25 protein-coding genes are annotated in these 23,796 nt (G+C 59.3%); 14 read left to right on the top strand and 11 right to left on the bottom strand.

Annotation, left to right across the window (positions count from 1 at the left end; all coding sequences use genetic code 11):
* Window position 1 precedes the first annotated feature (1 nt).
* The 5 genes from BFP95_RS19975 to tldD all read left to right on the top strand — a co-directional run bounded on the left by BFP95_RS19975 (window position 2) and on the right by tldD (window position 8,375).
* On the top strand, window positions 2–598 hold the full coding sequence (locus BFP95_RS19975; RefSeq protein ID WP_065910598.1) for a Maf family protein: 597 nt from the start codon (window positions 2–4) through the stop codon (window positions 596–598).
* A 71-nt stretch (window positions 599–669) separates the two neighbouring features.
* The gene (gene rng / locus BFP95_RS19970; protein ID WP_012722226.1) at window positions 670–2,127 is read left to right on the top strand and encodes a ribonuclease G; all 1,458 of its coding nucleotides are present in this window, start codon (window positions 670–672) and stop codon (window positions 2,125–2,127) included.
* A gap of 76 nt (window positions 2,128–2,203) precedes the next feature.
* The gene (locus tag BFP95_RS19965; protein WP_065910597.1) at window positions 2,204–6,019 is read left to right on the top strand and encodes a YhdP family protein; all 3,816 of its coding nucleotides are present in this window, start codon (window positions 2,204–2,206) and stop codon (window positions 6,017–6,019) included.
* Between the two features lie 48 nt (window positions 6,020–6,067).
* Window positions 6,068–6,916 carry a carbon-nitrogen hydrolase family protein gene (locus BFP95_RS19960; protein WP_065875099.1) on the top strand — a complete coding sequence of 283 codons (849 nt, stop codon included), beginning with the start codon at window positions 6,068–6,070 and terminating at the stop codon, window positions 6,914–6,916.
* Window positions 6,917–6,932: 16 nt separating this feature from the next.
* On the top strand, window positions 6,933–8,375 hold the full coding sequence (gene tldD, locus BFP95_RS19955) for a metalloprotease TldD (protein ID WP_065875098.1): 1,443 nt from the start codon (window positions 6,933–6,935) through the stop codon (window positions 8,373–8,375).
* Between the two features lie 45 nt (window positions 8,376–8,420).
* Here the strand turns inward: tldD and yjgA are convergent, their stop codons facing one another.
* Window positions 8,421–8,942 (bottom strand): ribosome biogenesis factor YjgA, encoded by a 522-nt coding sequence (gene yjgA / locus BFP95_RS19950; RefSeq protein WP_017738766.1) that lies wholly within the window; start codon window positions 8,940–8,942, stop codon window positions 8,421–8,423.
* Between the two features lie 108 nt (window positions 8,943–9,050).
* Between yjgA and pmbA the strand changes: the two genes are divergently transcribed.
* From pmbA to BFP95_RS19920, 6 genes are all read left to right on the top strand, one after another.
* Complete coding sequence (gene pmbA, locus BFP95_RS19945; RefSeq protein WP_065875097.1) at window positions 9,051–10,397, top strand: metalloprotease PmbA; 1,347 nt, start codon at window positions 9,051–9,053, stop codon at window positions 10,395–10,397.
* A 148-nt stretch (window positions 10,398–10,545) separates the two neighbouring features.
* On the top strand, window positions 10,546–10,941 hold the full coding sequence (locus BFP95_RS19940) for a FagA protein (RefSeq protein ID WP_065875096.1): 396 nt from the start codon (window positions 10,546–10,548) through the stop codon (window positions 10,939–10,941).
* Window positions 10,934–12,310 carry a class II fumarate hydratase gene (locus BFP95_RS19935; RefSeq protein ID WP_065875095.1) on the top strand — a complete coding sequence of 459 codons (1,377 nt, stop codon included), beginning with the start codon at window positions 10,934–10,936 and terminating at the stop codon, window positions 12,308–12,310. Before BFP95_RS19940 ends, BFP95_RS19935 begins: the two co-directional genes overlap by 8 nt.
* 27 nt (window positions 12,311–12,337) lie before the next feature.
* Entirely contained in the window at window positions 12,338–12,766 is a 429-nt protein-coding gene (locus BFP95_RS19930) for a hypothetical protein (protein WP_065875094.1), read from the top strand.
* A gap of 1 nt (window position 12,767) precedes the next feature.
* The gene (locus BFP95_RS19925) at window positions 12,768–13,379 is read left to right on the top strand and encodes a superoxide dismutase (protein WP_065875093.1); all 612 of its coding nucleotides are present in this window, start codon (window positions 12,768–12,770) and stop codon (window positions 13,377–13,379) included.
* A 33-nt stretch (window positions 13,380–13,412) separates the two neighbouring features.
* On the top strand, window positions 13,413–14,306 hold the full coding sequence (locus BFP95_RS19920; RefSeq protein WP_065879609.1) for a ZIP family metal transporter: 894 nt from the start codon (window positions 13,413–13,415) through the stop codon (window positions 14,304–14,306).
* A gap of 97 nt (window positions 14,307–14,403) precedes the next feature.
* Here the strand turns inward: BFP95_RS19920 and BFP95_RS19915 are convergent, their stop codons facing one another.
* The 10 genes from BFP95_RS19915 to BFP95_RS19870 all read right to left on the bottom strand — a co-directional run bounded on the left by BFP95_RS19915 (window position 14,404) and on the right by BFP95_RS19870 (window position 21,413).
* On the bottom strand, window positions 14,404–14,676 hold the full coding sequence (locus tag BFP95_RS19915; RefSeq protein WP_012722237.1) for an HPr family phosphocarrier protein: 273 nt from the start codon (window positions 14,674–14,676) through the stop codon (window positions 14,404–14,406).
* A gap of 16 nt (window positions 14,677–14,692) precedes the next feature.
* Entirely contained in the window at window positions 14,693–15,550 is an 858-nt protein-coding gene (gene rapZ, locus BFP95_RS19910; protein WP_049709982.1) for an RNase adapter RapZ, read from the bottom strand.
* Between the two features lie 2 nt (window positions 15,551–15,552).
* A complete protein-coding gene (ptsN, locus tag BFP95_RS19905; protein ID WP_065875091.1) occupies window positions 15,553–16,017 on the bottom strand; it encodes a PTS IIA-like nitrogen regulatory protein PtsN in 465 nt (154 codons plus the stop codon).
* Between the two features lie 10 nt (window positions 16,018–16,027).
* Window positions 16,028–16,333 (bottom strand): ribosome hibernation-promoting factor, HPF/YfiA family, encoded by a 306-nt coding sequence (gene hpf, locus BFP95_RS19900; RefSeq protein WP_003171804.1) that lies wholly within the window; start codon window positions 16,331–16,333, stop codon window positions 16,028–16,030.
* A gap of 75 nt (window positions 16,334–16,408) precedes the next feature.
* A complete protein-coding gene (locus BFP95_RS19895; RefSeq protein WP_065910596.1) occupies window positions 16,409–17,902 on the bottom strand; it encodes an RNA polymerase factor sigma-54 in 1,494 nt (497 codons plus the stop codon).
* Between the two features lie 185 nt (window positions 17,903–18,087).
* Entirely contained in the window at window positions 18,088–18,813 is a 726-nt protein-coding gene (gene lptB / locus BFP95_RS19890; protein ID WP_049709979.1) for an LPS export ABC transporter ATP-binding protein, read from the bottom strand.
* On the bottom strand, window positions 18,813–19,346 hold the full coding sequence (gene lptA / locus BFP95_RS19885; RefSeq protein ID WP_025856312.1) for a lipopolysaccharide transport periplasmic protein LptA: 534 nt from the start codon (window positions 19,344–19,346) through the stop codon (window positions 18,813–18,815). Before lptA ends, lptB begins: the two co-directional genes overlap by 1 nt.
* On the bottom strand, window positions 19,333–19,905 hold the full coding sequence (lptC, locus tag BFP95_RS19880; RefSeq protein ID WP_049709978.1) for an LPS export ABC transporter periplasmic protein LptC: 573 nt from the start codon (window positions 19,903–19,905) through the stop codon (window positions 19,333–19,335). Before lptC ends, lptA begins: the two co-directional genes overlap by 14 nt.
* A gap of 8 nt (window positions 19,906–19,913) precedes the next feature.
* Window positions 19,914–20,438 carry a KdsC family phosphatase gene (locus tag BFP95_RS19875; RefSeq protein WP_049709977.1) on the bottom strand — a complete coding sequence of 175 codons (525 nt, stop codon included), beginning with the start codon at window positions 20,436–20,438 and terminating at the stop codon, window positions 19,914–19,916.
* The gene (locus BFP95_RS19870; protein ID WP_065875088.1) at window positions 20,439–21,413 is read right to left on the bottom strand and encodes a KpsF/GutQ family sugar-phosphate isomerase; all 975 of its coding nucleotides are present in this window, start codon (window positions 21,411–21,413) and stop codon (window positions 20,439–20,441) included. It abuts the gene before it with no gap.
* Window positions 21,414–21,711: 298 nt separating this feature from the next.
* Between BFP95_RS19870 and BFP95_RS19865 the strand changes: the two genes are divergently transcribed.
* The 3 genes from BFP95_RS19865 to mlaD are packed head-to-tail and all read left to right on the top strand — an operon-like array spanning window position 21,712 to window position 23,785.
* Window positions 21,712–22,521 carry an ATP-binding cassette domain-containing protein gene (locus BFP95_RS19865; RefSeq protein ID WP_065875087.1) on the top strand — a complete coding sequence of 270 codons (810 nt, stop codon included), beginning with the start codon at window positions 21,712–21,714 and terminating at the stop codon, window positions 22,519–22,521.
* Complete coding sequence (gene mlaE / locus BFP95_RS19860; RefSeq protein ID WP_065875086.1) at window positions 22,521–23,318, top strand: lipid asymmetry maintenance ABC transporter permease subunit MlaE; 798 nt, start codon at window positions 22,521–22,523, stop codon at window positions 23,316–23,318. The genes BFP95_RS19865 and mlaE overlap by 1 nt, the downstream gene beginning before the upstream one ends.
* On the top strand, window positions 23,318–23,785 hold the full coding sequence (gene mlaD, locus BFP95_RS19855; protein WP_003171814.1) for an outer membrane lipid asymmetry maintenance protein MlaD: 468 nt from the start codon (window positions 23,318–23,320) through the stop codon (window positions 23,783–23,785). The genes mlaE and mlaD overlap by 1 nt, the downstream gene beginning before the upstream one ends.
* The last annotated feature ends 11 nt before the right edge of the window (window positions 23,786–23,796 follow it).

Raw genomic sequence — 23,796 nt, 5'->3', positions numbered from 1 at the left:
AATGAATTCGCTTTACCTGGCCTCGGGCTCACCGAGGCGGCGTGAACTGCTGACCCAGATCGGTGTGCCTTTCACCGTGGTCAGCGCCGCCATTGATGAAACCCCTCTCACAAACGAATCTGCTGTTTCCTACGTCGAGCGTTTAGCGCGGGGCAAGGCAGCGGCGGGTTTTGCTGCGCTTGAACACCCTGCTGGCGCCTGTGTGCTGGGGGCCGACACTGCCGTGATCGTCGATGGCCAGATCCTCGGCAAACCTGTGGACCAGGCCGATGCCTTGGCGATGTTGATGGCCCTGTCGGGGCGTGAACACGAAGTGCTCACCGCCATATCCCTTACCGACGGCCAGCGTTGCGAAACCCGATGTGTCAGCAGTCGTGTGCTTTTTCGTGGGATTTCTGTCGAGGAGGCTACAACCTACTGGCACAGTGGTGAACCTCAGGACAAAGCAGGCAGCTATGCTATCCAAGGGTTGGGTTCGGTGTTTGTCGCCGGCCTCAATGGCAGTTATTCCGCCGTGGTAGGGCTGCCGATGTGCGAAACCGCGCAACTGCTCGACCAATTCGGCATACCCTGTTGGCAAAACCTTACCGCGCGCTGAACGCCGTTATTGGCGCGCCCAGCCTTAAGCGACCGGTCACTATTGTGAAAACGCCTGAACGAGACCCAGCCATGAGTGAAGAGATTCTGATCAATATCACGCCGATGGAATCGCGCGTGGCGGTGGTAGAGAACGGTGTTCTGCAAGAAGTGCACGTGGAGCGCACCCAGAAGCGCGGGATCGTCGGCAATATCTACAAAGGCAAGGTAGTGCGGGTATTGCCGGGGATGCAGGCGGCATTTGTCGATATTGGCCTGGACCGAGCTGCGTTTATCCATGCCTCCGAGATTTCCCTGCGCGAAGGCCCGGCGGTCGAAAGTATCAGCGCCCTGGTGCATGAAGGGCAGAGCCTGGTGGTGCAAGTCACCAAGGACCCCATCGGCTCCAAGGGCGCACGCCTGACCACTCAGCTGTCGATTCCGTCGCGTTACCTGGTGTACATGCCGCGTACCGCGCATGTCGGCATTTCCCTGAAGATCGAGGACGAAGCCGAGCGCGAGCGCCTGAAGAAGGTGGTCAGCGACTGCGTGGCGGCCGAGGGCATCAAGGAAGCCGGTGGGTTTATCCTGCGCACCGCCGCTGAAGGTGCTGGTGCCGATGAGATCCTCATGGACATCCGCTACCTGCGGCGCCTGTGGGACCAGATCGATGCCCAGATCAAGACCATCAGTGCACCCAGCGTTATTTATGAAGACTTGGGCCTGGCCCTGCGCACGTTGCGCGACTTGGTCAGCCCCAAGATTGAGAAAATTCGCATCGACTCGCGGGAAACTTTCCAGCGCACCACGCAATTCGTTGCCGAATTGATGCCGGAAATTGCCGACCGCCTGGAACACTACCCCGGCGAACGGCCGATCTTCGACCTGTATGGCGTCGAAGACGAAATCCAGAAAGCCCTGGAACGCAAGGTGCCGCTCAAATCCGGCGGCTACCTGGTGGTGGACCCGGCAGAAGCCATGACCACCATCGACGTCAACACCGGCGCATTTGTTGGTCATCGCAACCTTGAAGAAACCATTTTCAAGACCAACCTCGAAGCGGCCACCGCGATTGCCCGCCAGCTGCGCCTGCGAAACCTGGGCGGGATCATCATCATCGATTTCATCGACATGGAAGATGAAGAGCACCAGCGCCAGGTGCTGCGTACCCTCGAGAAGCAGCTGGAGCGCGATCACGCCAAGACCAACATCATCGGCATTACCGAGTTGGGCCTGGTGCAAATGACCCGCAAGCGCACTCGCGAAAGCCTTGAGCAGGTGCTGTGCGAGCCGTGCAGCAGCTGCCAGGGACGCGGTAAATTGAAGACCCCGGAAACGGTTTGCTACGAGATTTTCCGCGAAATCCTACGAGAGGCACGTGCTTACCAGGCCGAAGGTTATAGAGTGCTGGCCAACCAAAAAGTGGTGGACCGGCTGTTGGACGAAGAGTCCGGCAACGTTGCCGAACTGGAAGGGTTTATCGGGCGCACGATACGCTTCCAGGTTGAAACCATGTATTCCCAGGAACAATACGACGTGGTGCTGCTCTGATCCCCAATCGTTTTCTTTTTATGAGACTGGCAGACCTTGATCTGCCGTCCGACTACCGCCTTGAGGGTCGCCTGACATGGAGCGTCTGATACGCTTTTTTGCCGCTTTGACCCGTTGGGGCCTTGGCCTTTGTGCCTTGCTGCTGGTATTGGCGGCGGTGTATGTGAGTCTGGGGCGTGAATTGACGCCGCTGGTGGCCGAGTACCGTGCGGAAGTCGAGGCCAAGGCCCAGGCTGCGGTGGTCATGCCTGTGCACATCGGCAGCCTGGAAGGCCGCTGGAGCGGCTTCGCGCCGGTATTGCTGGCCCATGATGTGATGGTGGGCGAGGGCAACAGTGGCTTGCGCCTGGACCAGGTCGAAGTGGTACCGGACATCTGGGCAAGCGTGATGGCCCGCGAAGTGCGCATTGCGCATTTGCAAGTCAGTGGCCTGCAGCTCAGTGCCAAGGAAGACAAGGACGGGAAATGGGTCCTGCAAGGTCTGCCGGTGCAGGACGACCAGCCGCTGGACCCGGAGCAGTTGCTCAAGCGCATGCAGTTGGTCAAGCGTGTGTCGCTGCTCGACAGCCAGGTGACGTTGCAACCGTTTGACCATGCGCCAGTGACCCTGACGTATGTCGGCCTCAGCTTGCATACCGGCATCACCCGCCAACGCTTGGACGCGCGCTTGACCTTGCCGGACGGCCAGCCCCTTGCCATGAGCCTGCGCACGCGTATTCGTGCCAGCCAGTGGAAAGACGCTGAAGTCCAGGCCTATCTGAGCCTGCCGCAAAGCGACTGGGCCAAATGGATTCCTGCCAAGCTGACCCAGCAGTGGAAACTCACTCAGTTCAAGGCCGGTGGCGAATTCTGGCTGAACTGGGCCAAAGGTACCGTACAGAGTGCGGTGGTGCGTCTGAACTCGCCGCAGGTCAAGGGCAGCTACGCCGATCGTAAGCCCGTGCATATCGAAAACCTTGCGCTCACCGCCTACCTGCAACGCAGTGACACGGGCCTCAAGGTGCTGTTCGACTCACTGGCGATGAACCTGGGGGAAACGCGCTGGGAGTCGCGCGTGCAACTGCAACAAACCCTGGCCACCGACAAGGCTCAGGAAGTCTGGAAGCTGCAGGCCGACCGCCTTGACCTGACGCCAATCACGCCACTGCTCAACGCCCTGGCACCGCTGCCGGAAGGGTTCGCCAAGACTGTAGAGCACCTCAAGGCCACTGGCCTGTTGCGTAACGTGCTGGTGGATTTTCGCCCTCAAGACACTACCGATCAAAAACTCAGCTTCGCTGCCAACCTCGATCGCGTCGGTTTTGATGCCTACTCTGGCGCCCCGGCCGCGCGTAACGTTTCCGGCAGCATCAGCGGCGACTTGGGCCAGGGCGAGTTGCGCATGGACAGCAAGGATTTTTCCCTGCACCTCGATCCGATCTTTGCCAAGCCGTGGCAGTACATCCAGGCCAATGCGCGCCTGACGTGGAAGCTGGACAAAGAAGGCTTCACCCTGATCGCCCCGTATATCAAGGTGCTGGGCGAAGAGGGCAAGGTGGCTGCTGACTTTCTGATTCGCCTGCATTTTGACCACAGCCAGGAAGACTACATGGACCTGCGCGTCGGCTTGGTCGAGGGTGATGGGCGCTTCACCCCCAAGTACTTGCCGGCGGTATTGAGCCCCGCACTGGATGAATGGCTGCGCACGGCGATTCTCAAGGGCGCGGTGGATCAAGGGTTCTTCCAGTACCAGGGTTCGCTGAACCACGACGCGCTGCCGGCTTCGCGCAATATCAGCCTGTTTTTCAAGGTGCATGACGCTGAACTGGCCTTTCAACCGGGCTGGCCGCATGTGAGCAAGGTCAATGGCGAAGTGTTTGTCGAGGAAAGCGGTGTGCGCATCCTGGCCAGCAAAGGCCAGTTGCTCGACACGAAGGTCAAGGACATCTACGTCAATATCCCTCACGCACCTGCCGGCAAGGACAGTCACCTGTTGCTCACCGGTAATGTTGCCGGCGGCTTGGGCGATGGTCTGAAAATCCTCCAGGAAGCGCCGATTGGCACCGCATCGACGTTCGCCGGATGGAAGGGTGAGGGCGACTTGCAAGGCAGCCTTGACCTGGATATTCCGTTGACCAAGGGTGCCGATCCAAAAATCGTGGTGGACTTCAAAACCGATAAGTCGCGCTTGCAACTGGCTGAGCCGACCCTGGACCTGACCCAGCTCAAGGGTGATTTCCGTTTTGACAGCACCAAAGGCCTCAGTGGCCAGAACATCACGGCCCAAGCGTTTGACCGGCCGATCACCGCGCAGATTTTCGCCGATGGCAAGCCGGGCAGCATCAGCACCCGCGTGGCTGCCAAGGGTCAGGTGACGGTCAAGCGGCTGACGGACTGGTTGAACGTCAGCCAACCGCTGCCGGTGTCTGGCGATATTCCCTACCAACTGCAATTGACCCTGGACGGTGCCGACAGCCAACTGATGGTCAGCTCCAACCTCAAGGGTGTGGCGGTGGATTTGCCCGCGCCGTTCGGGATGCCAGCCAGCCAGGGGCGTGACAGTGTGTTTCGCATGACCTTGCAGGGCGCCGAGCGCCGTTATTGGTTCGATTACGGCGAACTGGCGAACTTCACCTTTGCTGCGCCGCCGGACAGATTCAATGATGGCCGCGGTGAACTGTTCCTCGGGGATGGGGACGCCGTGCTGCCGGGCGCCAAGGGTTTGCGCATTCGTGGTGTGCTCTCGGAGCTGGACATCGATCCGTGGAAAAAGCTGGTGAACCAGTACGCCGGCAATGACCCGGGGGGGAGTGCCAAGCAACTGCTGAGCAGTGCCGACTTCAAAATCGGCAAACTCACCGGTCTGGGCACCCAGTTCGATCAGGTCAACCTGCAACTCAACCGCAAACAGGCGGCCTGGGGCTTGCAGCTCGACAGCCAGCAGGCCAAGGGCACAGTCGACCTGCCTGACGCCAAGGGCGCGCCGATTGCGATCAACCTGCAATATGTGAAACTGCCGGCGGTGGATCCGACGGTGCAGGCGGACGAAAACGCGCCGGACCCTTTGGCAAGTATCGATCCCAAGGATATTCCGGCGCTGGATATCGCCATTGATCAGCTGTTCCAGGGCCCGGAGCTGGTGGGCGCCTGGTCGCTGAAAATCCGCCCGACCGCCAAAGGCCTGGTCTTCAATAACCTGGACCTGGGCCTCAAGGGCATGCAGCTCAAGGGCGCCGGTGGTTGGGAAGGTGCGGCGGGCGACAGCAGCAGTTGGTACAAGGGCCGTTTGGACGGTAAGAATATCGCCGATGTGCTCAAGGGCTGGGGCTATGCCCCCACCGTCACCAGCCAGGATTTCCACTTGGATGTGGATGGTCGCTGGCCTGGTTCGCCAGCCTATGTCGGGCCTAAGCGCTTCTCCGGCAGCTTGGATGCCGCGTTCCGCAACGGCCAGTTCGTGGAAGTGGAGGGTGGCGCCCAGGCCCTGCGGGTATTTGGCCTGCTGAACTTCAACTCCATCGGGCGCCGGTTGCGTCTGGACTTCTCGGACTTGCTCGGCAAGGGCTTGAGCTATGACCGAGTCAAAGGCTTGTTGGCGGCGAGTAGCGGTGTATTTGTAACCCGTGAACCGATCACCATGACCGGGCCTTCTACCAACCTGGAGCTCAACGGCACCCTGGACCTGGTAGCAGACCGTGTCGACGCCAAGCTGCTGGTCACCCTGCCGGTTACCAACAACCTTCCGATCGCAGCGCTGATCGTGGGGGCGCCCGCCATTGGTGGCGCGCTGTTCCTGATCGACAAGCTGATTGGTGATCGTGTTGCACGCTTCGCGAGCGTGCAATACAAGGTCGAAGGGCCGTGGAAGGACCCGAAAATCACCTTCGACAAGCCATTTGAAAAACCAAACTGAGGGCCTGTGGAGTAGCATGGCCGCATGCCTTTTATGGAGTGTCGGCCCATGTCCTTTGCGGTAATTCAAATGGTCAGCCAGAGCGATGTGCTGGCTAACCTGGCCCAGGCCCGGCGCTTGCTGGAGCGGGCGGCTGCGGGTGGGGCGAAGTTGGCGGTGCTGCCGGAAAACTTCGCTGCCATGGGGCGTCGCGATGTGGCTGATATCGGCCGCGCCGAGGCGCTGGGCGAAGGTCCGATCCTGCCGTGGTTGAAACAGACCGCCCGCGACCTCACCTTATGGATAGTGGCCGGCACGTTGCCGTTGCCGCCAGAGGACCAACCGCACGCCAAGTCCAACGCCTGCTCGCTGCTGGTTGATGATCGCGGCGAAATCGTGGCTCGTTACGACAAGCTGCACCTTTTCGATGTGGATGTCGCTGATGCTCGCGGTCGTTACCGTGAATCCGACGACTATGCTTTCGGGGGTAATGTGGTGGTGGCAGATACGCCCGTCGGCCGTTTGGGCTTGACGGTGTGTTACGACTTGCGCTTCCCCGAGCTCTACAGCGAGTTGCGCGCGGCGGGGGCTGAATTGATTACGGCGCCTTCGGCGTTTACGGCAGTGACCGGCGCCGCTCATTGGGACGTGCTGATTCGCGCACGGGCCATCGAGACCCAGTGCTACCTGCTGGCGGCGGCGCAAGGTGGTGTACACCCGGGCCCCCGGGAAACCCATGGCCACGCAGCCATTGTCGACCCCTGGGGGCGCGTGCTGACACAACAGGATACAGGCGAAGCGGTGTTGCTGGCCGAGCGCGATAGCAGTGAACAGGCGTCGATACGGGCGCGCATGCCGGTGGTCAACCATCGGCGCTTTTTCTCGCAGGGCGCACAGCGGCCTGCTTCGGAACGATGAATTTAAGGTCATACCTATGAGCGAGTTGTTGTCCTCAGTCAGTGAACACCTCCTGGCACCCGGTGGCGTGACCATCGAAAGCTTGCAAACCGTGCTCGGCGATCTGGCCGGACCGGGCATTGATGCGGCTGACCTGTATTTCCAGGGCCAGATCTCCGAGTCCTGGTCCCTGGAAGACGGGATCGTCAAGGAAGGCAGCTTCAATCTGGACCAGGGTGTCGGCGTGCGTGCGCAATCCGGTGAAAAAACCGGCTTTGCCTACAGCAACGCGATCACCCTGGAAGCCTTGGGCCTCGCGGCGCGTGCTGCGCGCTCAATCTCCCGCGCCGGCCAAAATGGCACGGTTCAGGCGTTCAGTACTCAAGATGTGGCGCAGTTGTACGCACCGGATAACCCGTTGGAAGTCATCAGTCGTGCGGAAAAGGTCGAGCTGCTCAAGCGTATCGACGTGGCCACCCGCGCCCTCGACCCGCGTATCCAGCAGGTCACCGTGAGCATGGCCGGTGTGTGGGAGCGCATTCTGGTGGCGTCCACCGACGGCGGCCTGGCGGCGGATGTACGGCCGCTGGTGCGCTTCAATGTCAGTGTAATCGTCGAACAGAATGGTCGCCGCGAGCGCGGTGGCCATGGTGGCGGTGGGCGTACCGACTACCGTTATTTCCTCACCGACGACCGTGCCATGGGCTATGCCCGTGAGGCCTTGCGCCAGGCGCTGGTCAACCTGGAAGCCATTCCGGCGCCGGCGGGTACCTTGCCTGTGGTGCTGGGATCGGGCTGGTCCGGCGTACTGCTGCACGAAGCGGTCGGCCATGGCCTGGAAGGTGACTTCAACCGCAAGGGCAGTTCAGCCTACAGCGGTCGTATGGGCGAGATGGTCGCGTCCAAGCTCTGCACCATCGTCGATGACGGCACCCTGACCGGGCGTCGTGGCTCGCTGAGCGTCGATGACGAAGGTACGCCGACCGAGTGCACCACCCTGATCGAAAACGGCGTGCTCAAGGGCTACATGCAAGACAAGCTCAACGCCCGCTTGATGGGCGTGGCGCGCACCGGTAACGGCCGTCGCGAATCCTATGCGCACTTGCCGATGCCACGCATGACCAATACCTACATGCTCGGTGGCGAAAGCGACCCGGCGGAAATCATCGCTTCGGTGAAGCGCGGCATCTACTGCGCCAACCTCGGTGGCGGCCAAGTGGACATCACCAGCGGCAAGTTCGTGTTCTCCACCAGCGAGGCGTACCTGATCGAAGACGGCAAGATTACTGCGCCGGTCAAAGGAGCAACGTTGATTGGTAACGGTCCGGAAGCCATGAGCAAGGTGTCGATGGTCGGTAACGACCTGTCGCTCGACAGCGGCGTGGGCACGTGCGGGAAAGACGGGCAGTCGGTGCCGGTGGGTGTCGGCCAGCCAACGCTGAAAATTGATGCGATCACCGTGGGTGGCACGGGGTCGTAAGAGATGGAGCTTCGGGTGGCGAAAACCGCCACCCGGGGAAGAGGATCAGCGCAGGCCGCGTTGAGTCTCGTCCAGCTCTCGGATGTACTTGAAGATTTTACGGCTGGTGGCCGGTGCCTTGTTATGCGCCTGCTCGTGCTGGGCCTGACGGATCAGGGAGCGCAGTTGCTGGCGGTCCGCGTCCGGGTAGTCCAGCACGAATTTCTCCAGCACGGCGTCATCGCCCGCGATCAAGCGGTCACGCCAACGCTCCAGGTTATGGAAGCGTTCGTTGTACTGGCGAGTGGAGGCATCGGTTTGATCAAGCAAAGCCAGAATGGCGTCAGTGTCCTGATCGCGCATGAGTTTGCCGATAAACATGATGTGCCGTTTACGCGCGATATTCGCGGTGTGCTTGGGCGCATCGGCCAAGGCCCGGCGCATTTCGTCGGTCAAAGGCAGTTTTGCAATCAAATCTTTCTTGAGCGTTGTAAGGCGCTCGCCAAGGTCAACCAGAGCATGCAGCTCGCGTTTGACCTGGGTTTTGCTTTTCTCCCCATCGAGGGAGTCGTCGTAAGAATCAACCATGGTGGCAGTCCGCAAAGAAACGCCGCCATGATAACCAGTCGGGGGCCGCTTGTCCGGCCCGGTCGCTCGATGGCCTTAACCGAAAGCAGAATTTGAGTGGAGAAAACCATGAGTGCAGCCCAAAGCGTCGGTCCGCAAGCGTTACCGGCACTGCAGGAACAAGTCGAGCAGATCCTTGCCGAGGCCAAGCGCCAGGGGGCCAGTGCCTGTGAGGTGGCGGTGTCGCTGGAGCAGGGGCTGTCGACGTCGGTACGCCAGCGTGAAGTGGAAACCGTTGAGTTCAATCGCGACCAAGGGTTTGGCATCACCTTGTATGTCGGGCAGCGCAAAGGCTCGGCCAGTACGTCGGCCAGTGGCCCGGAAGCGATTCGCGAAACGGTGGCGGCTGCGTTGGCGATTGCCAAGCACACCTCGGAGGATGAAAGCTCGGGTTTGGCCGATAAGGCGCTGATGGCCAAGGACCTGAAGGATTTCGATCTGTTCCACGCCTGGGACATCACGCCTGAGCAAGCCATCGAACAGGCATTGATCTGTGAAGCAGCGGCGTTCGACGCCGATGCGCGCATCAAGAACGCTGATGGCACCACATTGAGTACCCATCAGGGCTGCCGTGTGTATGGCAACAGCCATGGTTTTATCGGCGGTTATGCGTCCACTCGTCATAGCCTGAGCTGCGTGATGATTGCCGAAGCCAATGGGCAGATGCAGCGTGATTACTGGTACGACGTGAATCGCCAGGGCGATTTGCTGGCGGACCCGGTGAGCATTGGCCAGCGTGCTGCGCAGCGTGCCGCGAGCCGCCTGGGCGCGCGCCCGGTGCCGACGTGCGAAGTGCCTGTGCTGTTTTCGGCAGAACTTGCCGGTGGGTTGTTCGGCAGCTTCCTGGGGGCGATTTCCGGTGGCAACTTGTACCGTAAGTCCTCGTTCCTGGAAGGTGCGATTGGCCAGAAACTGTTTCCCGAGTGGCTGACCATCGATGAACGCCCGCACCTGATGCGTGCCATGGGCAGCACGTCGTTCGATGGTGATGGCCTGGCGACTTATGCCAAGCCATTCGTCGAGAAAGGTGAATTGGTCTCCTACATATTGGGCACGTACTCCGGTCGCAAACTCGGCCTGCCAAGCACGGCGAACTCCGGTGGCGTGCATAACCTGTTTGTCACCCATGGCAATGAAGACCAGGCGGCGTTGCTGCGGCGCATGGGCCGTGGCTTGCTAGTCACCGAATTGATGGGCCATGGCTTGAACATGGTCACCGGTGATTACTCCCGTGGCGCGGCGGGGTTCTGGGTAGAAAACGGCGAGATTCAGTTTGCCGTTCAGGAAGTGACTATCGCTGGCAACATGCGCGATATGTTCAAGCAGATCGTTGCCGTGGGTAATGACTTGGAACTGCGCAGCAACATTCGCACAGGTTCTGTGCTGATCGAGCGGATGACCGTCGCCGGCAGCTAACCCTTCAACGCTCCCTGAAAAAGGCGCGCCATCCCACGGATGGCGCGCCTTTTTTTGTAACTACGTCGTGGGACGAATCCTTTGGTGCTCTTGTTTTGATTCTTAATATCATTTAATAATGAATATCATTATCGAGCGAGTGTAGATCATGAGTTCTGTCCTGCATGAGGATCCTTATCTGGAAAGCTGGCGCTGGATGAGTCGTCAAATCCGCTGCGCACTCGATCCAAATGAGCCTCGCCTGATCGAGCATTACCTCAACGAAGGTCGATACCTGGCGTGCTGCACCGCGACCCATCCGTGGACGATCGCTGAGACCTCATTGCGTTTACTGCTCGACACCGCCAGCGATATAGCGCTGCCGTGGCACTGGCGTTCCGTATGCCTGGACCAGGCTTGGCGTCCACTGCGTGACCTGGAACAGCTTTCTCAATGTCCCTGCCGTCTCAAGCGCTGGCAGACCTTTGCCTGGCAATTGGCGACCTGCGAATTGCTGCCGTCTATTTCTCACTCCGACCTCGTGCAAGGATCTAACGATGAGTAACACCCGTATCGAACGCGACAGCATGGGCGAGCTGCAAGTGCCTGCCGAAGCCTTGTATGGCGCTCAAACCCAGCGTGCGGTGAACAACTTCCCGATCAGCCATCAACGCATGCCGGCGCAATTCATTCGCGCCCTGATCTTGGCCAAGGTTGCGGCGGCCAAGGTTAACGTCGACCTCGAACAAATCAGCGCGGGGCAGGGCAAGGCTATTGTCGATGCCGCCCAAGGCCTGCTGGAAGGCGATTTCATGCCGCATTTCCCGGTGGATATTTTCCAGACCGGTTCCGGCACCAGTTCCAACATGAATGCCAACGAGGTGATTGCCACCCTCGCCAGTCGGTTGCTCGGCGAGCCGGTCAACCCCAATGACCACGTGAACTGCGGTCAAAGCAGCAATGACATCATTCCAACCACCCTCCACGTCAGCGCCGCATTGGTGCTCCATGAGCAAACACTGCCGGCCCTGTTGCACCTGGTTCAAGTCATCGAGCAGAAGGCCGTAGAGGTTCACCCGTTCATCAAGACCGGCCGCACTCACTTAATGGATGCCATGCCGGTACGCATGAGCCAGGTGCTCAATGGCTGGGCGCAGCAACTCAAGGCCAATATCGCGCATTTGCAGGATCTTCTGCCTAGCTTGCAAGCGCTGGCCCAGGGCGGCACAGCGGTTGGCACCGGGATCAACGCACACCCGCAATTCGCTGCGCGATTCAGCCAGCAGTTGAGCAGCCTGACCGGTGTCAAATTCACCCCAGGCAAAAACCTGTTCGCGCTGATCGGCTCCCAGGACACCGCCGTCGCCGTTTCCGGCCAGTTGAAAACCACCGCCGTGTCGTTGATGAAAATCGCCAACGACCTGCGCTGGATGAACTCCGGCCCGCTCGCAGGCCTTGGTGAAATTGAACTGGAAGGCTTGCAGCCTGGCTCTTCGATCATGCCTGGCAAGGTCAACCCGGTGATCCCGGAGGCGACGGCCATGGTCGCCGCGCAGGTCATCGGCAATGACACCGTGATCACCATCGCCGGTCAATCGGGCAACTTCGAGCTGAATGTGATGCTGCCGATCATCGCCCAGAACCTGCTCAGCAGCCTCGAATTGCTGGCCAATTCCAGCCGCCTGCTGGCGGACAAGGCCATCGCCAGCTTCAAGGTCAATGAAGCCAAGCTCAAGGAAGCGCTGTCGCGCAACCCGATTTTGGTGACCGCACTCAACCCGATTATCGGTTACCAAAAGGCCGCTGAAATTGCCAAGAAGGCGTATCAGCAAGGCCGTCCGGTGATTGATGTCGCCCTCGAGCACACCGACCTGCCGCGCAGCCAACTGGAAGTCCTGCTGGATCCGGAAAAGCTCACGGCCGGCGGCGTGTAATCACCGACCCTGCTTTGGAGGCTCACCATGGAGCACTGGAAACGCACGATCGAACGGGCCAATCGCTGCTTTATGGCGGGCGAGTTGGTTGACGCTCGCGAGGCCTATTTGCAAGCCCTGGCCCTGGCTCAAGTGTTGTTCGAACGCTGGGCGGATGCCGACGAAGCAGTGGCGGCGTGCGTCATTTCTCATCATAACCTGGCGGACTTGCACCTGCGCCTGAACCAGCCGGAAGAAAGCGCGGAATACCTTTGCGCTATTCACCAGCGTCTTTTACAGACCCTGCAGGACTCGCGGCTGAGCCCGCAATTGCGGGAAGCGGCCTTGCGCCAGAGCAGCAAAACCTACGTCGAGCTACTGAATTTCATCAGCGATCACGGCGAGTACCCGCGTACCCATCGCTTGCTGGGCGGTACTGCGGCGCAGCCGACCACTCCTCATTACGGAGCACATTGATATGACCTACACCTTGCCTGCCTTGCCTTACGCCTATGACGCCTTGGAACCGCATATCGATGCGCAAACCATGGAGATCCATTACACCAAGCACCACCAAACCTATATCAACAACCTTAATGCCGCAGTTGAGGGCACTGAGTTTGCGGGCTGGCCGGTGGAAAAACTGGTATCCAGCGTGCAGCAGTTGCCGGAAAAACTTCGTGCAGCCGTGATTAACCAAGGCGGCGGCCACGCCAACCACTCGCTGTTCTGGGCCGTGATGTCGCCCAAAGGTGGCGGTAAGCCCGAGGGCGCACTGGGCAAGGCGATCGAGGAACAATTGGGCGGTTTCGACAGCTTCAAGGATGCTTTCACCAAAGCCGCGTTGACGCGCTTCGGTAGTGGATGGGCCTGGCTGAGCGTCACCCCGCAAAAGACCCTGGTGGTGGAAAGCAGCGGCAATCAGGACAGCCCCTTGATGAGCGGTAATACGCCGATTCTCGGCCTCGACGTCTGGGAGCACGCCTACTACCTGCTTTATCAGAACCGTCGCCCGGAATACATCAATGCGTTCTACAGTGTCATTAACTGGCCTGAAGTCGCCGCACGCTATCAGGCCGCTGTGGCCTGATATCCACCTCTATAACAAGATCTAAGGCCGACTATGGGCACTGACACACTGGCGATCAGCAGCGGGCGGATGTTTCGTTATGCACTTGGCTCGCTGCTGCTATTGGCAGGTACTGCATTGCTGGTGGCCCACGGGCTGGCCTGGCTTGACCTGGAACCGCGAATTCTGCGTGCCCTGCAGGGCGGGTCCATCTGCGCGCTCGGCACGGCGCTCGGTGCGGTCCCAGTGTTGGTCATTCGGCGGATGCCGGTGGCATTGAGCGATACACTGCTGGGCTTCGGGGCAGGGGTGATGCTGGCGGCGACGGCGTTTTCGCTGATCGTGCCAGGCATTGCCGCGGCTGAAAGCCTGGGATTGTCGCCCTGGGGCGCCAGTGGCTTGATCAGCTTCGGCATTATGCTTGGGGCGTTCGGGCTATACCTGGTTGACCGCAAGGTTTCCGGCGCAAGCCCGGAAATGCTCGTCGGCACGCCGGATAAGCCGGTGATTCCGCCGCGCATCTGGCTGTTCGTGTTTGCCATCATCGCTCACAACATCCCCGAAGGCATGGCGGTCGGCGTTTCTGCCGGAGGCGGCATGCCAGAGGCCGATAGCCTGGCCATGGGCATTGCTTTGCAGGATGTGCCTGAAGGCCTTGTGATCGCGCTGGTGTTGGCCGGGGCAGGGATGTCGCGGGTCAAGGCGTTTATGATCGGTGCTGCGTCAGGCTTGGTGGAGCCGGTGTTTGCTGTGCTCTGCGCCTGGTTGGTGAGCCTGGCTGAGGTGCTGTTGCCTTTGGGCCTGGCCTTGGCTGCTGGCGCGATGCTATTGGTGGTGACTCACGAAGTCATCCCTGAATCGCGACGCAATGGTCACGAAAAACTCGCCAGTTTGGGATTGTGCACCGGTTTTTGCTTGATGATGGTGATGGACACGGCTTTAGGATAAACACGCTTTTCTGCAGGCGCCGCTTGCCGGTGATTGGCTCCAGTCTTACATCGAACGCAATGACGTCATTGCCGGCAAGCCGGGCTGCTACGAAGGGTTATTCGCCTTCATCAAAGTAGTTGTTGATCAACGCAACCAGTGCGTCCATCGCTTCCTGCTCTTGCTCGCCTTCTGTCTTCAAGTGAATCTTGGTGCCTTTGCCGGCCGCCAACATCATCATTGCCATGATGCTTTTGCCATCGACCATGGATTCCGGCGTGCGCCCGGCCCGAATCTGGCAGGGAAACTGCCCAGCCACACCCACGAATTTGGCCGAAGCGCGGGCGTGAAGGCCCAGCTTGTTGATGATTTCAATTTCCAGAGCGGGCATCGCGGGGGTGTTCCTTTCAGCTAAGGTCGCGGTGGCGGACCTGGACGTTCTTGAGGGTTTGTTGCAGCACCTGGCCCAAGCGTTCGGTCAGGTAGACGGAGCGGTGGTGGCCGCCGGTGCAGCCAATGGCAATGGTGACATAGGCCCGATTGCTTGCGGCAAAGCGTGGCAACCATTTGAGCAAGTAGCTGGAAATGTCCTGGAACATCTCCTCAACATCCGGTTGCGCAGCCAGGTAGTCGGCAACAGGTTGATCCAGCCCGGATTGTTCGCGCAGTTCCGGCTTCCAATAGGGGTTCGGCAGGCAGCGCACATCAAACACCAAGTCTGCATCTACCGGCATTCCGCGCTTGAAACCAAACGACTCCACGAGAAACGCCGTGCCTGGCTCCGGCTGGTTCAACAGGCGCAGCTTGATGGCATCGCGCAGCTGGTAGAGGTTAAGGCTGGTGGTGTTGATCTTGAGGTCGGCGAGGTCAATGATCGGTCCCAGCAGCTTGGTTTCGTCCTCGATGGCTTCGGCCAAGGAGCGGTGAGGGCTGCTGAGGGGGTGGCGTCGGCGTGTTTCGGAGAAACGCTTGAGCAGCGTCTCTTCGTCGGCATCCAGGTACAGCACATCGCAATGAATGTGCTTGGCCCGCACTTCCTCGAGCAATTGTGGAAATCGCTCAAGATGGCTGGGCAGGTTGCGGGCATCTATCGAAACGGCGACCAGGGGTTGCGCCAGTTCAGTATGGATCAGCGCGCGTTCCGCTAATTCCGGCAGCAGGCCGGCGGGCAAATTGTCGATGCAGTAGAAACCGCTGTCCTCAAGGACATTGAGGGCGGTGCTTTTACCTGAGCCGGAACGGCCGCTGACGATGATCAAGCGCATGATTACTGCCCGTTCTGTTCGTCCACGACAACCTGATACAGCGCCTCATTACTGCTGGCACTGCGCAGTTTGTCGCGTACTTCCTTGCGGTCGAGCATGCTGGCGATCTGCCGAAGCAGTTCCAGGTGTGCATCGGTGGCAGCTTCCGGGACCAGCAAAACAAACAGCAGGTCGACCGGGGCGCCATCGATAGCGTCGAAATCGATGGGATGGTCCAAGTGCAGCAGGGCGCTGACAGGCGTCTCGCAGCCTTTGAGGCGGCAGTGGGGAATAGCGATGCCGTTACCAAAACCGGTCGAGCCAAGTTTTTCACGAGCAATCAGTGCCTCGTACACAGTTTGCGTTTCCAGTTCAGGCACTTCACGGCCGATCAGGTTGGCAATTTGTTCGAGGGCGCGTTTTTTACTGCCGCCCGGCACGTTCACAAGGGAACGGCCGGGGGTCAGGATGGTTTCAAGTCGGATCATGGGGGGAGAGTTAACGACCTGTACCTTGCATCAGGTGCAGATTCTTTTCCTTATGCTTTATGAGTTGGCGGTCCAGCTTGTCGTAGAGCGAGTCGATCGCCGCGTACATGTCCTCATGTTCCGCATTGGCGACGAGCTTGGCATTCGGTACGTGCAGGGTGGCCTCGATTTTCTGCTTGAGCTTATCGACCTCCATGATGACCTGCACGTTGGTGATCTTGTCAAAATGCCCCGCAAGCTTGTTCAGCTTGCTTTCGGTGTATTCACGCAGGGGTTTGGTGACTTCCAGCTGGTGTCCACTGATGTTGACTTGCATACAGCTTCTCCTTCGTTGCCAGTGCATAAAGCGACAGGCGAAAGCGCCTGCCACTGGAACGCTGTGGCCCGCCCGTCACATCAAACGCTTACGCTCGCTGGAAGGCGCGATCCCGAGGGACTCGCGGTACTTGGCGACGGTTCGACGGGCGACCTGAATGCCTTGTGCCTCCAGTAAACCAGCGATCTTACTGTCACTCAATGGCTTTTTCTGATTTTCCGCGGCAACCAGTTTTTTGATGATCGCGCGAATCGCCGTGGACGAGCATTCACCGCCTTCGGAGGTGCTGACGTGGCTGGAGAAAAAGTATTTCAGTTCATAAATACCCCGTGGGGTATGCATGAATTTTTGCGTGGTTACCCGAGAAATCGTCGATTCATGCATGCCAACCGCCTCGGCGATGTCATGCAGTACCAACGGTTTCATCGCCTCGTCGCCGTATTCCAGGAAGCCGCGCTGGTGCTCGACGATCTGGGTGGCCACTTTCATCAGGGTTTCGTTGCGGCTTTGCAGGCTCTTGATAAACCAGCGAGCTTCCTGCAATTGGTTGCGCATGAAGGTGTTATCGGCGCTGGTGTCAGCGCGACGCACAAAACCGGCGTATTGCGGGTTGACCCGCAGGCGCGGCACCGACTCCTGGTTCAGTTCAACCAGCCAGCGCTCGTTATCCTTGCGCACGATCACGTCGGGAACCACGTATTCGGCTTCGCTGGACTCGATTTGCGAGCCAGGACGCGGGTTGAGGCTTTGTACCAGCTCAATGACCTGGCGCAGGTCGTCTTCCTTGAGCTTCATGCGGCGCATCAGTTGGCTGTAGTCGCGGCTGCCCAGCATGTCGATGTAATCGGTGACCAGGCGCTGGGCTTCGGCGAGCCAGGGGGTCTTGGCGGGCAGTTGGCGCAATTGCAGCAGCAGGCATTCGCTGAGGGAGCGCGCACCGATGCCAGCGGGTTCGAACTGCTGGATGCGGTGCAGGACGGCTTCGATCTCGTCCAGCTCGATATCCAGTTCAGGGTCGAATGCTTCGAGAATTTCCTCAAGCGTCTCGTCCAAGTAGCCCTGGTTATTGATGCAGTCGATCAGGGTCACGGCGATCAGGCGATCGGTGTCCGACATCGGCGCCAGGTTCAGTTGCCACAGCAGGTGGCTCTGCAGGCTTTCGCCGGCGGAGGTGCGGGTGGTGAAATCCCACTCGTCATCGTCATTGCTGGGCAGGCTGCTGGCGCTGGTCTGGTAGACGTCTTCCCAGGCGGTGTCGACGGGAAGCTCGTTGGGAATGCGTTCGTTCCAGTCGCCTTCCTCGAGGTTATCCACCGTTGGGGCGGCTTCCTGATAGGAGGGTTCCTGCACATCGGGGTTGGGTTTTTGGTCGATGTTATCGGCCAGCGGGTCTGCATTATCGAAGTCGTCGCCTTCTTCCTGGCGTTCGAGCATCGGATTGGACTCCAGGGCCTCCTGGATTTCCTGTTGCAGGTCCAGGGTCGACAATTGGAGCAGGCGGATGGCCTGTTGCAGCTGCGGTGTCATCGTCAGCTGCTGGCCCATTCTCAGGACTAGCGATGGTTTCATGGCAGGGGCTTAACACCTTATTCGCCGGCGCAATGCGCCATCCACGACAGGGCGCGTGAGCGCCAAACATAAGCAAATTATATGCCTGATATCGGGGGCTTTGCCTAGAGCGCGGTAACAATAAAAATCCAGAGGTTTTCATTGACTCTCGCGCACCTTGGCAATCGGCCGTGACACCACGGTGTTTACAGGCGGAACTCGTGACCCAGGTACACTTCCTTGACCAGTTCATTGGCCAGGATGGTGGCGGAGTCGCCTTCAGCGATCAGTTGACCATCGTTGACGATATACGCGGTTTCGCAGATATCGAGCGTCTCACGGACGTTGTGGTCAGTGATCAGCACGCCAATGCCCTTAGCCTTGAGGTGGTGAATGATCTGCTTGATGTCGCCGACCGATATTGGGTCGACGCCGGCAAACGGTTCGTCCAACAGGATGAACTTCGGTGCAGTGGCCAGGGCACGAGCGATTTCTACGCGGCGGCGCTCACCACCGGACAGGCTCATGCCGAGGTTGTCGCGGATATGGTTGATGTGGAATTCCTGCAGCAGGCTTTCCAGCTCCTTGCGACGACCGTCACGGTCGAGTTCCTTGCGGGTCTCGAGGATGGCCATGATGTTATCGGCCACCGACAGTTTGCGGAAGATCGACGCTTCCTGCGGAAGATAGCCGATACCGGCGCGGGCACGGCCGTGCATCGGCTGGTGGCTCACGTCCAAGTCATCGATCAGTACGCGACCCTGATCCGCCTGGACCAGCCCGACGATCATGTAGAAGCAGGTGGTCTTGCCGGCGCCGTTGGGGCCGAGCAAGCCGACGATCTGGCCGCTGTCGATCGACAGGCTGACGTCGCGCACGACCTGACGGCCTTTATAGGCCTTGGCCAGATGCTGGGCTTTCAGGGTTGCCATTACTCGGCCTTCTTCTTCGGCTGGATAACCATGTCGATGCGTGGGCGCGGTGCGGTGACCTTGTTGCCATTGGCACGACCGGCGTTAGCGATCTGTTTCACGGTGTCGTAGGTGATCTTCTCACCTTCCGTGGAGTTGCCGTCGGGGCTGAGCACCTTGGCTTGGTCGATCAGCACGATGCGGTTCTGCTGGGCGTGATACTGGATGGTCTTGCCGTAACCCTTCATCGGGCCGGTGTCGGTAGCGGACTGCTTCTGTTCGAAGTAAGCCAGGTTGCCCACCGAAGTGACCACGTCAATATCGCCAGCCTGGGTGCGAGTCAGGGTCACCGTGTTGCCGGTGATCTTCATCGAGCCCTGGGTGATGATCACGCCGCCTGTGTAGGTGGCGACGCCTTGCTTGTCATCCAGTTGCGCATCGTCAGCCGAAATGTGGATCGGCTGCTGGCTATCGTTCGGCAGAGCCCAGGCGCTCACGCTTCCCAGTGCTGCGCCCAGGCCGAGCAAAATAGGGAGAGTTTTAACGAGCCTCATACTGTCCTCTTACGTTCGATAGCAGGTGTATCCTGCTTTCTTTCAAATACGCTTTCATTCCCTTGCCAGTCGATACACCGCCAGCGCCGTCGATTCTAACGTCTTGCTCGGTCTGCGCATATTGCTTCTGCGGGAATACGGTCATGCGACTGCTGGTAATCACGGTCTCACGTTTTTTATCGTCAGTGCGCGCAACGCGCACCGAGTCGATCAGTTCCACCTCGGTACCGTCCGGGTTGACCTCGCCACGCTTGCTGGTGACGTGCCATGGGAACTCGGTACCGCGGTAAATATTCATGTCCGGGTTGGTCAGCAGGGTCACTTCGCTGGCCTTTATATGCTCGACCTTGTCTGAGGTCATCTCGTACTGCACCTTGCCGTCGGGCAGGAACTGCACGCTTTTGGCATTGATGGCGTAATAGTCGATCACCCCCTCGTCAACCTGCGCAGCAGGCTGGTCGAGAAAGCGCTCCGGGCTGATATTCCAGTAGCCCACCGCCAGGAACAGCGCGGCGATGACTGCGAATAGCAGGAAGTTGCGAATCTTTTTGCTCAGCATAAAACGCTCTATAAGTAGGCGGCGTGGGCCGCTTCAAGGCTACCTTGGGCACGCAGGATCAGCTCGCAGAACTCGCGGGCGGCACCTTCACCGCCGCGGGCGGTGGTGATGCCATGGGCATGCTCGCGAACAAAGGCTGCGGCATTGGCAACGGCCATGCCCAGGCCCACTCGACGAATCACCGGCAGGTCGGGCAGGTCATCGCCCAAGTAGGCGACCTGCTCATAGCTTAGGTTGAGTTGGCCAAGAAGCTCGTCCAGAACCACCAGTTTATCCTCGCGGCCCTGATACAGGTGAGGAATCCCCAGGTTTTGTGCGCGGCGTTCCACAACGGGGGTTTTTCTGCCGCTGATAATCGCTGTTTGCACACCCGACGCCATCAGCATCTTGATGCCTTGGCCGTCGAGGGTGTTGAACGTCTTGAATTCGCTGCCGTCTTCGAGGAAGTACAAGCGGCCATCGGTCAGCACGCCGTCAACGTCGAAAATCGCCAGTTTGATGTTTTTGCCGCGTTGCAACAGGTCGTCGGTCATTTACATCACTCCCGCACGCAGCAAGTCGTGCATGTTCAAGGCGCCAATCGGGTGGCCGTCGCTATTGACCACCACCAGCGCGCCGATCTTGTGGTCTTCCATGATCTTCAAGGCTTCGGCTGCCAGCATTTCAGGGCGGGCGGTCTTGCCGTGGGGTGTCATTACCGCATCGATGGTGGCGGTGTGGATGTCGATGGTGCGGTCCAGGGTGCGGCGCAAGTCACCGTCGGTGAAGACCCCGGCCAGGCGCCCGTCGGCTTCCAGGATAACGGTCATGCCCAGGCCCTTGCGGGTCATTTCCATCAGCGCGTCCTTCAGCAAAGTGCCGCGCTGGACATGGGGCAATTCGTCGCCCGAGTGCATGACGTTTTCCACTTTCAATAGCAGGCGGCGGCCCAGGGCACCACCTGGGTGGGAAAACGCGAAGTCTTCGGCGGTAAACCCGCGGGCTTCCAGCAGTGCCACGGCCAGGGCATCGCCCATGACCAGCGCGGCGGTGGTGGAAGAGGTTGGTGCCAGGTTCAGCGGGCAGGCCTCGTGGGCCACGTGAACGTTGAGGTTCACTTCGGCGGCCTTGGCCAGCGTTGATTCCGGGTTGCCTGTAACGCTGATCATCTGGATGCCCAGGCGCTTGATCAGTGGCAACAGGGTCACGATTTCATTGGTGGTGCCGGAGTTGGACAGTGCCAGGATGATGTCATCCTTGGTGATCATGCCCATGTCGCCATGACTGGCTTCGGCCGGGTGTACGAAAAACGCAGTGGTCCCGGTGCTGGCCAGGGTGGCGGCGATCTTGTTGCCGACGTGGCCTGACTTGCCCATGCCGACCACGACGACGCGGCCCTTGCTGGCCAGAATCATCTCGCAGGCGCGTACGAAATCTGCGTCGATATGGGCCAGTAAGCCTTCTACGGCTTCAAGCTCGAGGCGGATGGTGCGTTGTGCGGATTGGATAAGGTCGCTGGATTGGCTCATGTCTGGAATCGTATAGCCTGACGAAAAGTCGGCGATTATAACGGTAATGATCAATTCCCTCACGCAAGTTCGTCAGGGTTTGTGCGCGACGCGCCTGAGATTCATCTGAAGCAACGTTTTTTCCCTGTGCTCAATCTGAACAAGCGCTGTTCCGGCCTTGGGCGCCTCGTACCAGCAGTGATATAGTTCGCCGCCAGTTCGGTCCGCCCAGCCCATGTGTTCAACTATTGCACAAGCATTGCAAACGTTTGTCGCAAGCGTGGTGTCTGAGTGAGAGGCTGCATCCCAAGGAGTTTAGATGAGTGCCGATAACGCCTACGCGGTCGAGCTGAAGGGACTGACCTTCAAGCGCGGGACGCGCAGCATCTTCAATAACGTCGATATCCGCATTCCGCGCGGCAAGGTCACGGGCATCATGGGGCCTTCCGGTTGTGGCAAGACCACCCTGTTGCGCCTGATGGGCATGCAATTGCGGCCCAGTGCCGGCGAAGTGTGGGTCAACGGCCAGAACCTGCCGACATTGTCGCGCAGCGATCTGTTCGACGCACGCAAGCACATGGGGGTGCTGTTCCAGAGCGGCGCTCTGTTCACCGACCTCGATGTTTTCGAGAATGTGGCCTTTCCGCTGCGGGTGCACACCCAGCTGTCCGACGAAATGATTCGTGACATCGTGTTGCTGAAACTGCAGGCCGTAGGCCTTCGCGGTGCCACCGACCTGATGCCCGACGAACTGTCCGGTGGCATGAAGCGTCGGGTCGCCCTGGCGCGCGCCATTGCCCTCGACCCGCAGATCCTCATGTACGACGAACCTTTCGTCGGCCAGGACCCTATCGCCATGGGCGTGCTGGTGCGTCTGATCCGCCTGCTCAACGATGCGCTGGGTATCACCAGCATCGTGGTTTCCCATGATCTTGCAGAAACCGCGAGCATTGCCGATTACCTCTATGTAGTAGGCGATGGCCAGGTGTTGGGGCAGGGCACGCCTGAAGAACTGATGAATGCAGACAATCCGCGTATTCGCCAATTCATGACCGGCGACCCTGATGGCCCTGTGCCTTTTCACTTTCCGGCAACGGATTACCGCTCAGATCTTCTGGGGAAGCGTTGATGCGCAAGACATCTTTACTCGAGAAGGTGCGCCTTTTCGGTCGCTCCGGCATCGATATGATCGAAGTGCTGGGGCGTTCGACAATCTTCCTGTTCCACGCCTTGCTCGGCCGTGGTGGCATTGGCGGCGGTTTTGGCCTGTTGATCAAGCAACTGCATTCAGTCGGCGTGATGTCCCTGGTAATTATTGTGGTTTCCGGGATTTTCATCGGCATGGTGTTGGCGTTGCAGGGGTTCAATATCCTTTCCGGCTACGGTTCGGAGCAGGCCGTTGGGCAGATGGTCGCGCTGACGCTCTTGCGCGAACTGGGGCCGGTGGTCACTGCCTTGCTGTTTGCGGGCCGCGCGGGTTCTGCGTTGACTGCCGAAATCGGCAACATGAAGTCCACCGAGCAATTGTCCAGTCTCGAAATGATCGGTGTGGACCCGCTCAAGTACATCGTTGCGCCGCGCCTGTGGGCCGGCTTCATTTCACTGCCTCTGCTGGCGATGATTTTCAGCGTGGTGGGTATCTGGGGCGGTTCGTGGGTCGCGGTTGACTGGTTGGGCGTCTATGACGGCTCCTACTGGGGCAACATGCAAAACAGCGTCACCTTCAGCGGTGACGTGCTCAACGGCATCATAAAGAGCATCGTCTTCGCTTTTGTAGTGACCTGGATCGCCGTATTCCAAGGCTACGACTGTGAGCCCACTTCAGAAGGGATCAGTCGCGCCACCACCAAGACCGTTGTGTACGCCTCGCTGGCTGTACTGGGCCTTGACTTCATTTTGACCGCCTTGATGTTTGGAGATTTCTGATGCAAAACCGCACTGTGGAAATCGGTGTCGGCCTTTTCTTGCTGGCTGGCATCCTGGCTTTATTGTTGTTGGCCCTGCGAGTCAGTGGCCTTTCGGCCAGCCCCACCGCCGATACTTATAAACTTTACGCGTACTTCGACAATATCGCCGGTTTGACTGTCAGAGCTAAAGTGACCATGGCCGGTGTGACCATCGGCAAGGTCACGGCAATCGATCTGGACCGCGACAGCTTCACCGGGCGAGTGACCATGCAGCTGGATAAGAAGGTAGATAATCTGCCAACTGACTCCACTGCATCTATCCTCACTGCGGGTTTGCTGGGCGAGAAATACATCGGTGTCAGCGTGGGCGGGGAAACGGCCCTGCTCAAGGATGGCTCGACAATCCACGACACACAGTCGTCGCTGGTGCTTGAAGACCTGATCGGTAAATTCCTGCTTAATACGGTCAATAAAGACGCTAAATGAGGAATCTGTAC

The sequence above is a fragment of the Pseudomonas sp. 58 R 12 genome, from assembly GCF_900005865.1.
GTDB lineage: Bacteria > Pseudomonadota > Gammaproteobacteria > Pseudomonadales > Pseudomonadaceae > Aquipseudomonas > Aquipseudomonas tritici.
The sequence above is the reverse complement of the archived record's forward strand: the minus strand, read 5'-3'. Positions and strand labels throughout refer to the sequence as shown.

Excerpts from the sequence above, each read along its gene's own strand:
- lptA (WP_025856312.1), bottom strand. The coding sequence starts at position 19,346 with ATGAGGCTCGTTAAAACTCTCCCTATTTTGCTCGGCCTGGGCGCAGCA.
- BFP95_RS19935 (WP_065875095.1), top strand. The coding sequence starts at position 10,934 with ATGAGTAACACCCGTATCGAACGCGACAGCATGGGCGAGCTGCAAGTG.
- BFP95_RS19975 (WP_065910598.1), top strand. The coding sequence starts at position 2 with ATGAATTCGCTTTACCTGGCCTCGGGCTCACCGAGGCGGCGTGAACTG.
- mlaD (WP_003171814.1), top strand. The coding sequence starts at position 23,318 with ATGCAAAACCGCACTGTGGAAATCGGTGTCGGCCTTTTCTTGCTGGCT.
- BFP95_RS19940 (WP_065875096.1), top strand. The coding sequence starts at position 10,546 with ATGAGTTCTGTCCTGCATGAGGATCCTTATCTGGAAAGCTGGCGCTGG.
- lptC (WP_049709978.1), bottom strand. The coding sequence starts at position 19,905 with ATGCTGAGCAAAAAGATTCGCAACTTCCTGCTATTCGCAGTCATCGCC.
- BFP95_RS19930 (WP_065875094.1), top strand. The coding sequence starts at position 12,338 with ATGGAGCACTGGAAACGCACGATCGAACGGGCCAATCGCTGCTTTATG.
- BFP95_RS19965 (WP_065910597.1), top strand. The coding sequence starts at position 2,204 with ATGGAGCGTCTGATACGCTTTTTTGCCGCTTTGACCCGTTGGGGCCTT.
- BFP95_RS19915 (WP_012722237.1), bottom strand. The coding sequence starts at position 14,676 with ATGCCCGCTCTGGAAATTGAAATCATCAACAAGCTGGGCCTTCACGCC.
- BFP95_RS19925 (WP_065875093.1), top strand. The coding sequence starts at position 12,768 with ATGACCTACACCTTGCCTGCCTTGCCTTACGCCTATGACGCCTTGGAA.
- rapZ (WP_049709982.1), bottom strand. The coding sequence starts at position 15,550 with ATGCGCTTGATCATCGTCAGCGGCCGTTCCGGCTCAGGTAAAAGCACC.
- BFP95_RS19865 (WP_065875087.1), top strand. The coding sequence starts at position 21,712 with ATGAGTGCCGATAACGCCTACGCGGTCGAGCTGAAGGGACTGACCTTC.
- BFP95_RS19960 (WP_065875099.1), top strand. The coding sequence starts at position 6,068 with ATGTCCTTTGCGGTAATTCAAATGGTCAGCCAGAGCGATGTGCTGGCT.
- BFP95_RS19875 (WP_049709977.1), bottom strand. The coding sequence starts at position 20,438 with ATGACCGACGACCTGTTGCAACGCGGCAAAAACATCAAACTGGCGATT.
- mlaE (WP_065875086.1), top strand. The coding sequence starts at position 22,521 with ATGCGCAAGACATCTTTACTCGAGAAGGTGCGCCTTTTCGGTCGCTCC.
- BFP95_RS19920 (WP_065879609.1), top strand. The coding sequence starts at position 13,413 with ATGGGCACTGACACACTGGCGATCAGCAGCGGGCGGATGTTTCGTTAT.
- BFP95_RS19895 (WP_065910596.1), bottom strand. The coding sequence starts at position 17,902 with ATGAAACCATCGCTAGTCCTGAGAATGGGCCAGCAGCTGACGATGACA.
- pmbA (WP_065875097.1), top strand. The coding sequence starts at position 9,051 with ATGAGTGCAGCCCAAAGCGTCGGTCCGCAAGCGTTACCGGCACTGCAG.
- yjgA (WP_017738766.1), bottom strand. The coding sequence starts at position 8,942 with ATGGTTGATTCTTACGACGACTCCCTCGATGGGGAGAAAAGCAAAACC.
- tldD (WP_065875098.1), top strand. The coding sequence starts at position 6,933 with ATGAGCGAGTTGTTGTCCTCAGTCAGTGAACACCTCCTGGCACCCGGT.
- BFP95_RS19870 (WP_065875088.1), bottom strand. The coding sequence starts at position 21,413 with ATGAGCCAATCCAGCGACCTTATCCAATCCGCACAACGCACCATCCGC.
- rng (WP_012722226.1), top strand. The coding sequence starts at position 670 with ATGAGTGAAGAGATTCTGATCAATATCACGCCGATGGAATCGCGCGTG.
- hpf (WP_003171804.1), bottom strand. The coding sequence starts at position 16,333 with ATGCAAGTCAACATCAGTGGACACCAGCTGGAAGTCACCAAACCCCTG.
- ptsN (WP_065875091.1), bottom strand. The coding sequence starts at position 16,017 with ATGATCCGACTTGAAACCATCCTGACCCCCGGCCGTTCCCTTGTGAAC.
- lptB (WP_049709979.1), bottom strand. The coding sequence starts at position 18,813 with ATGGCAACCCTGAAAGCCCAGCATCTGGCCAAGGCCTATAAAGGCCGT.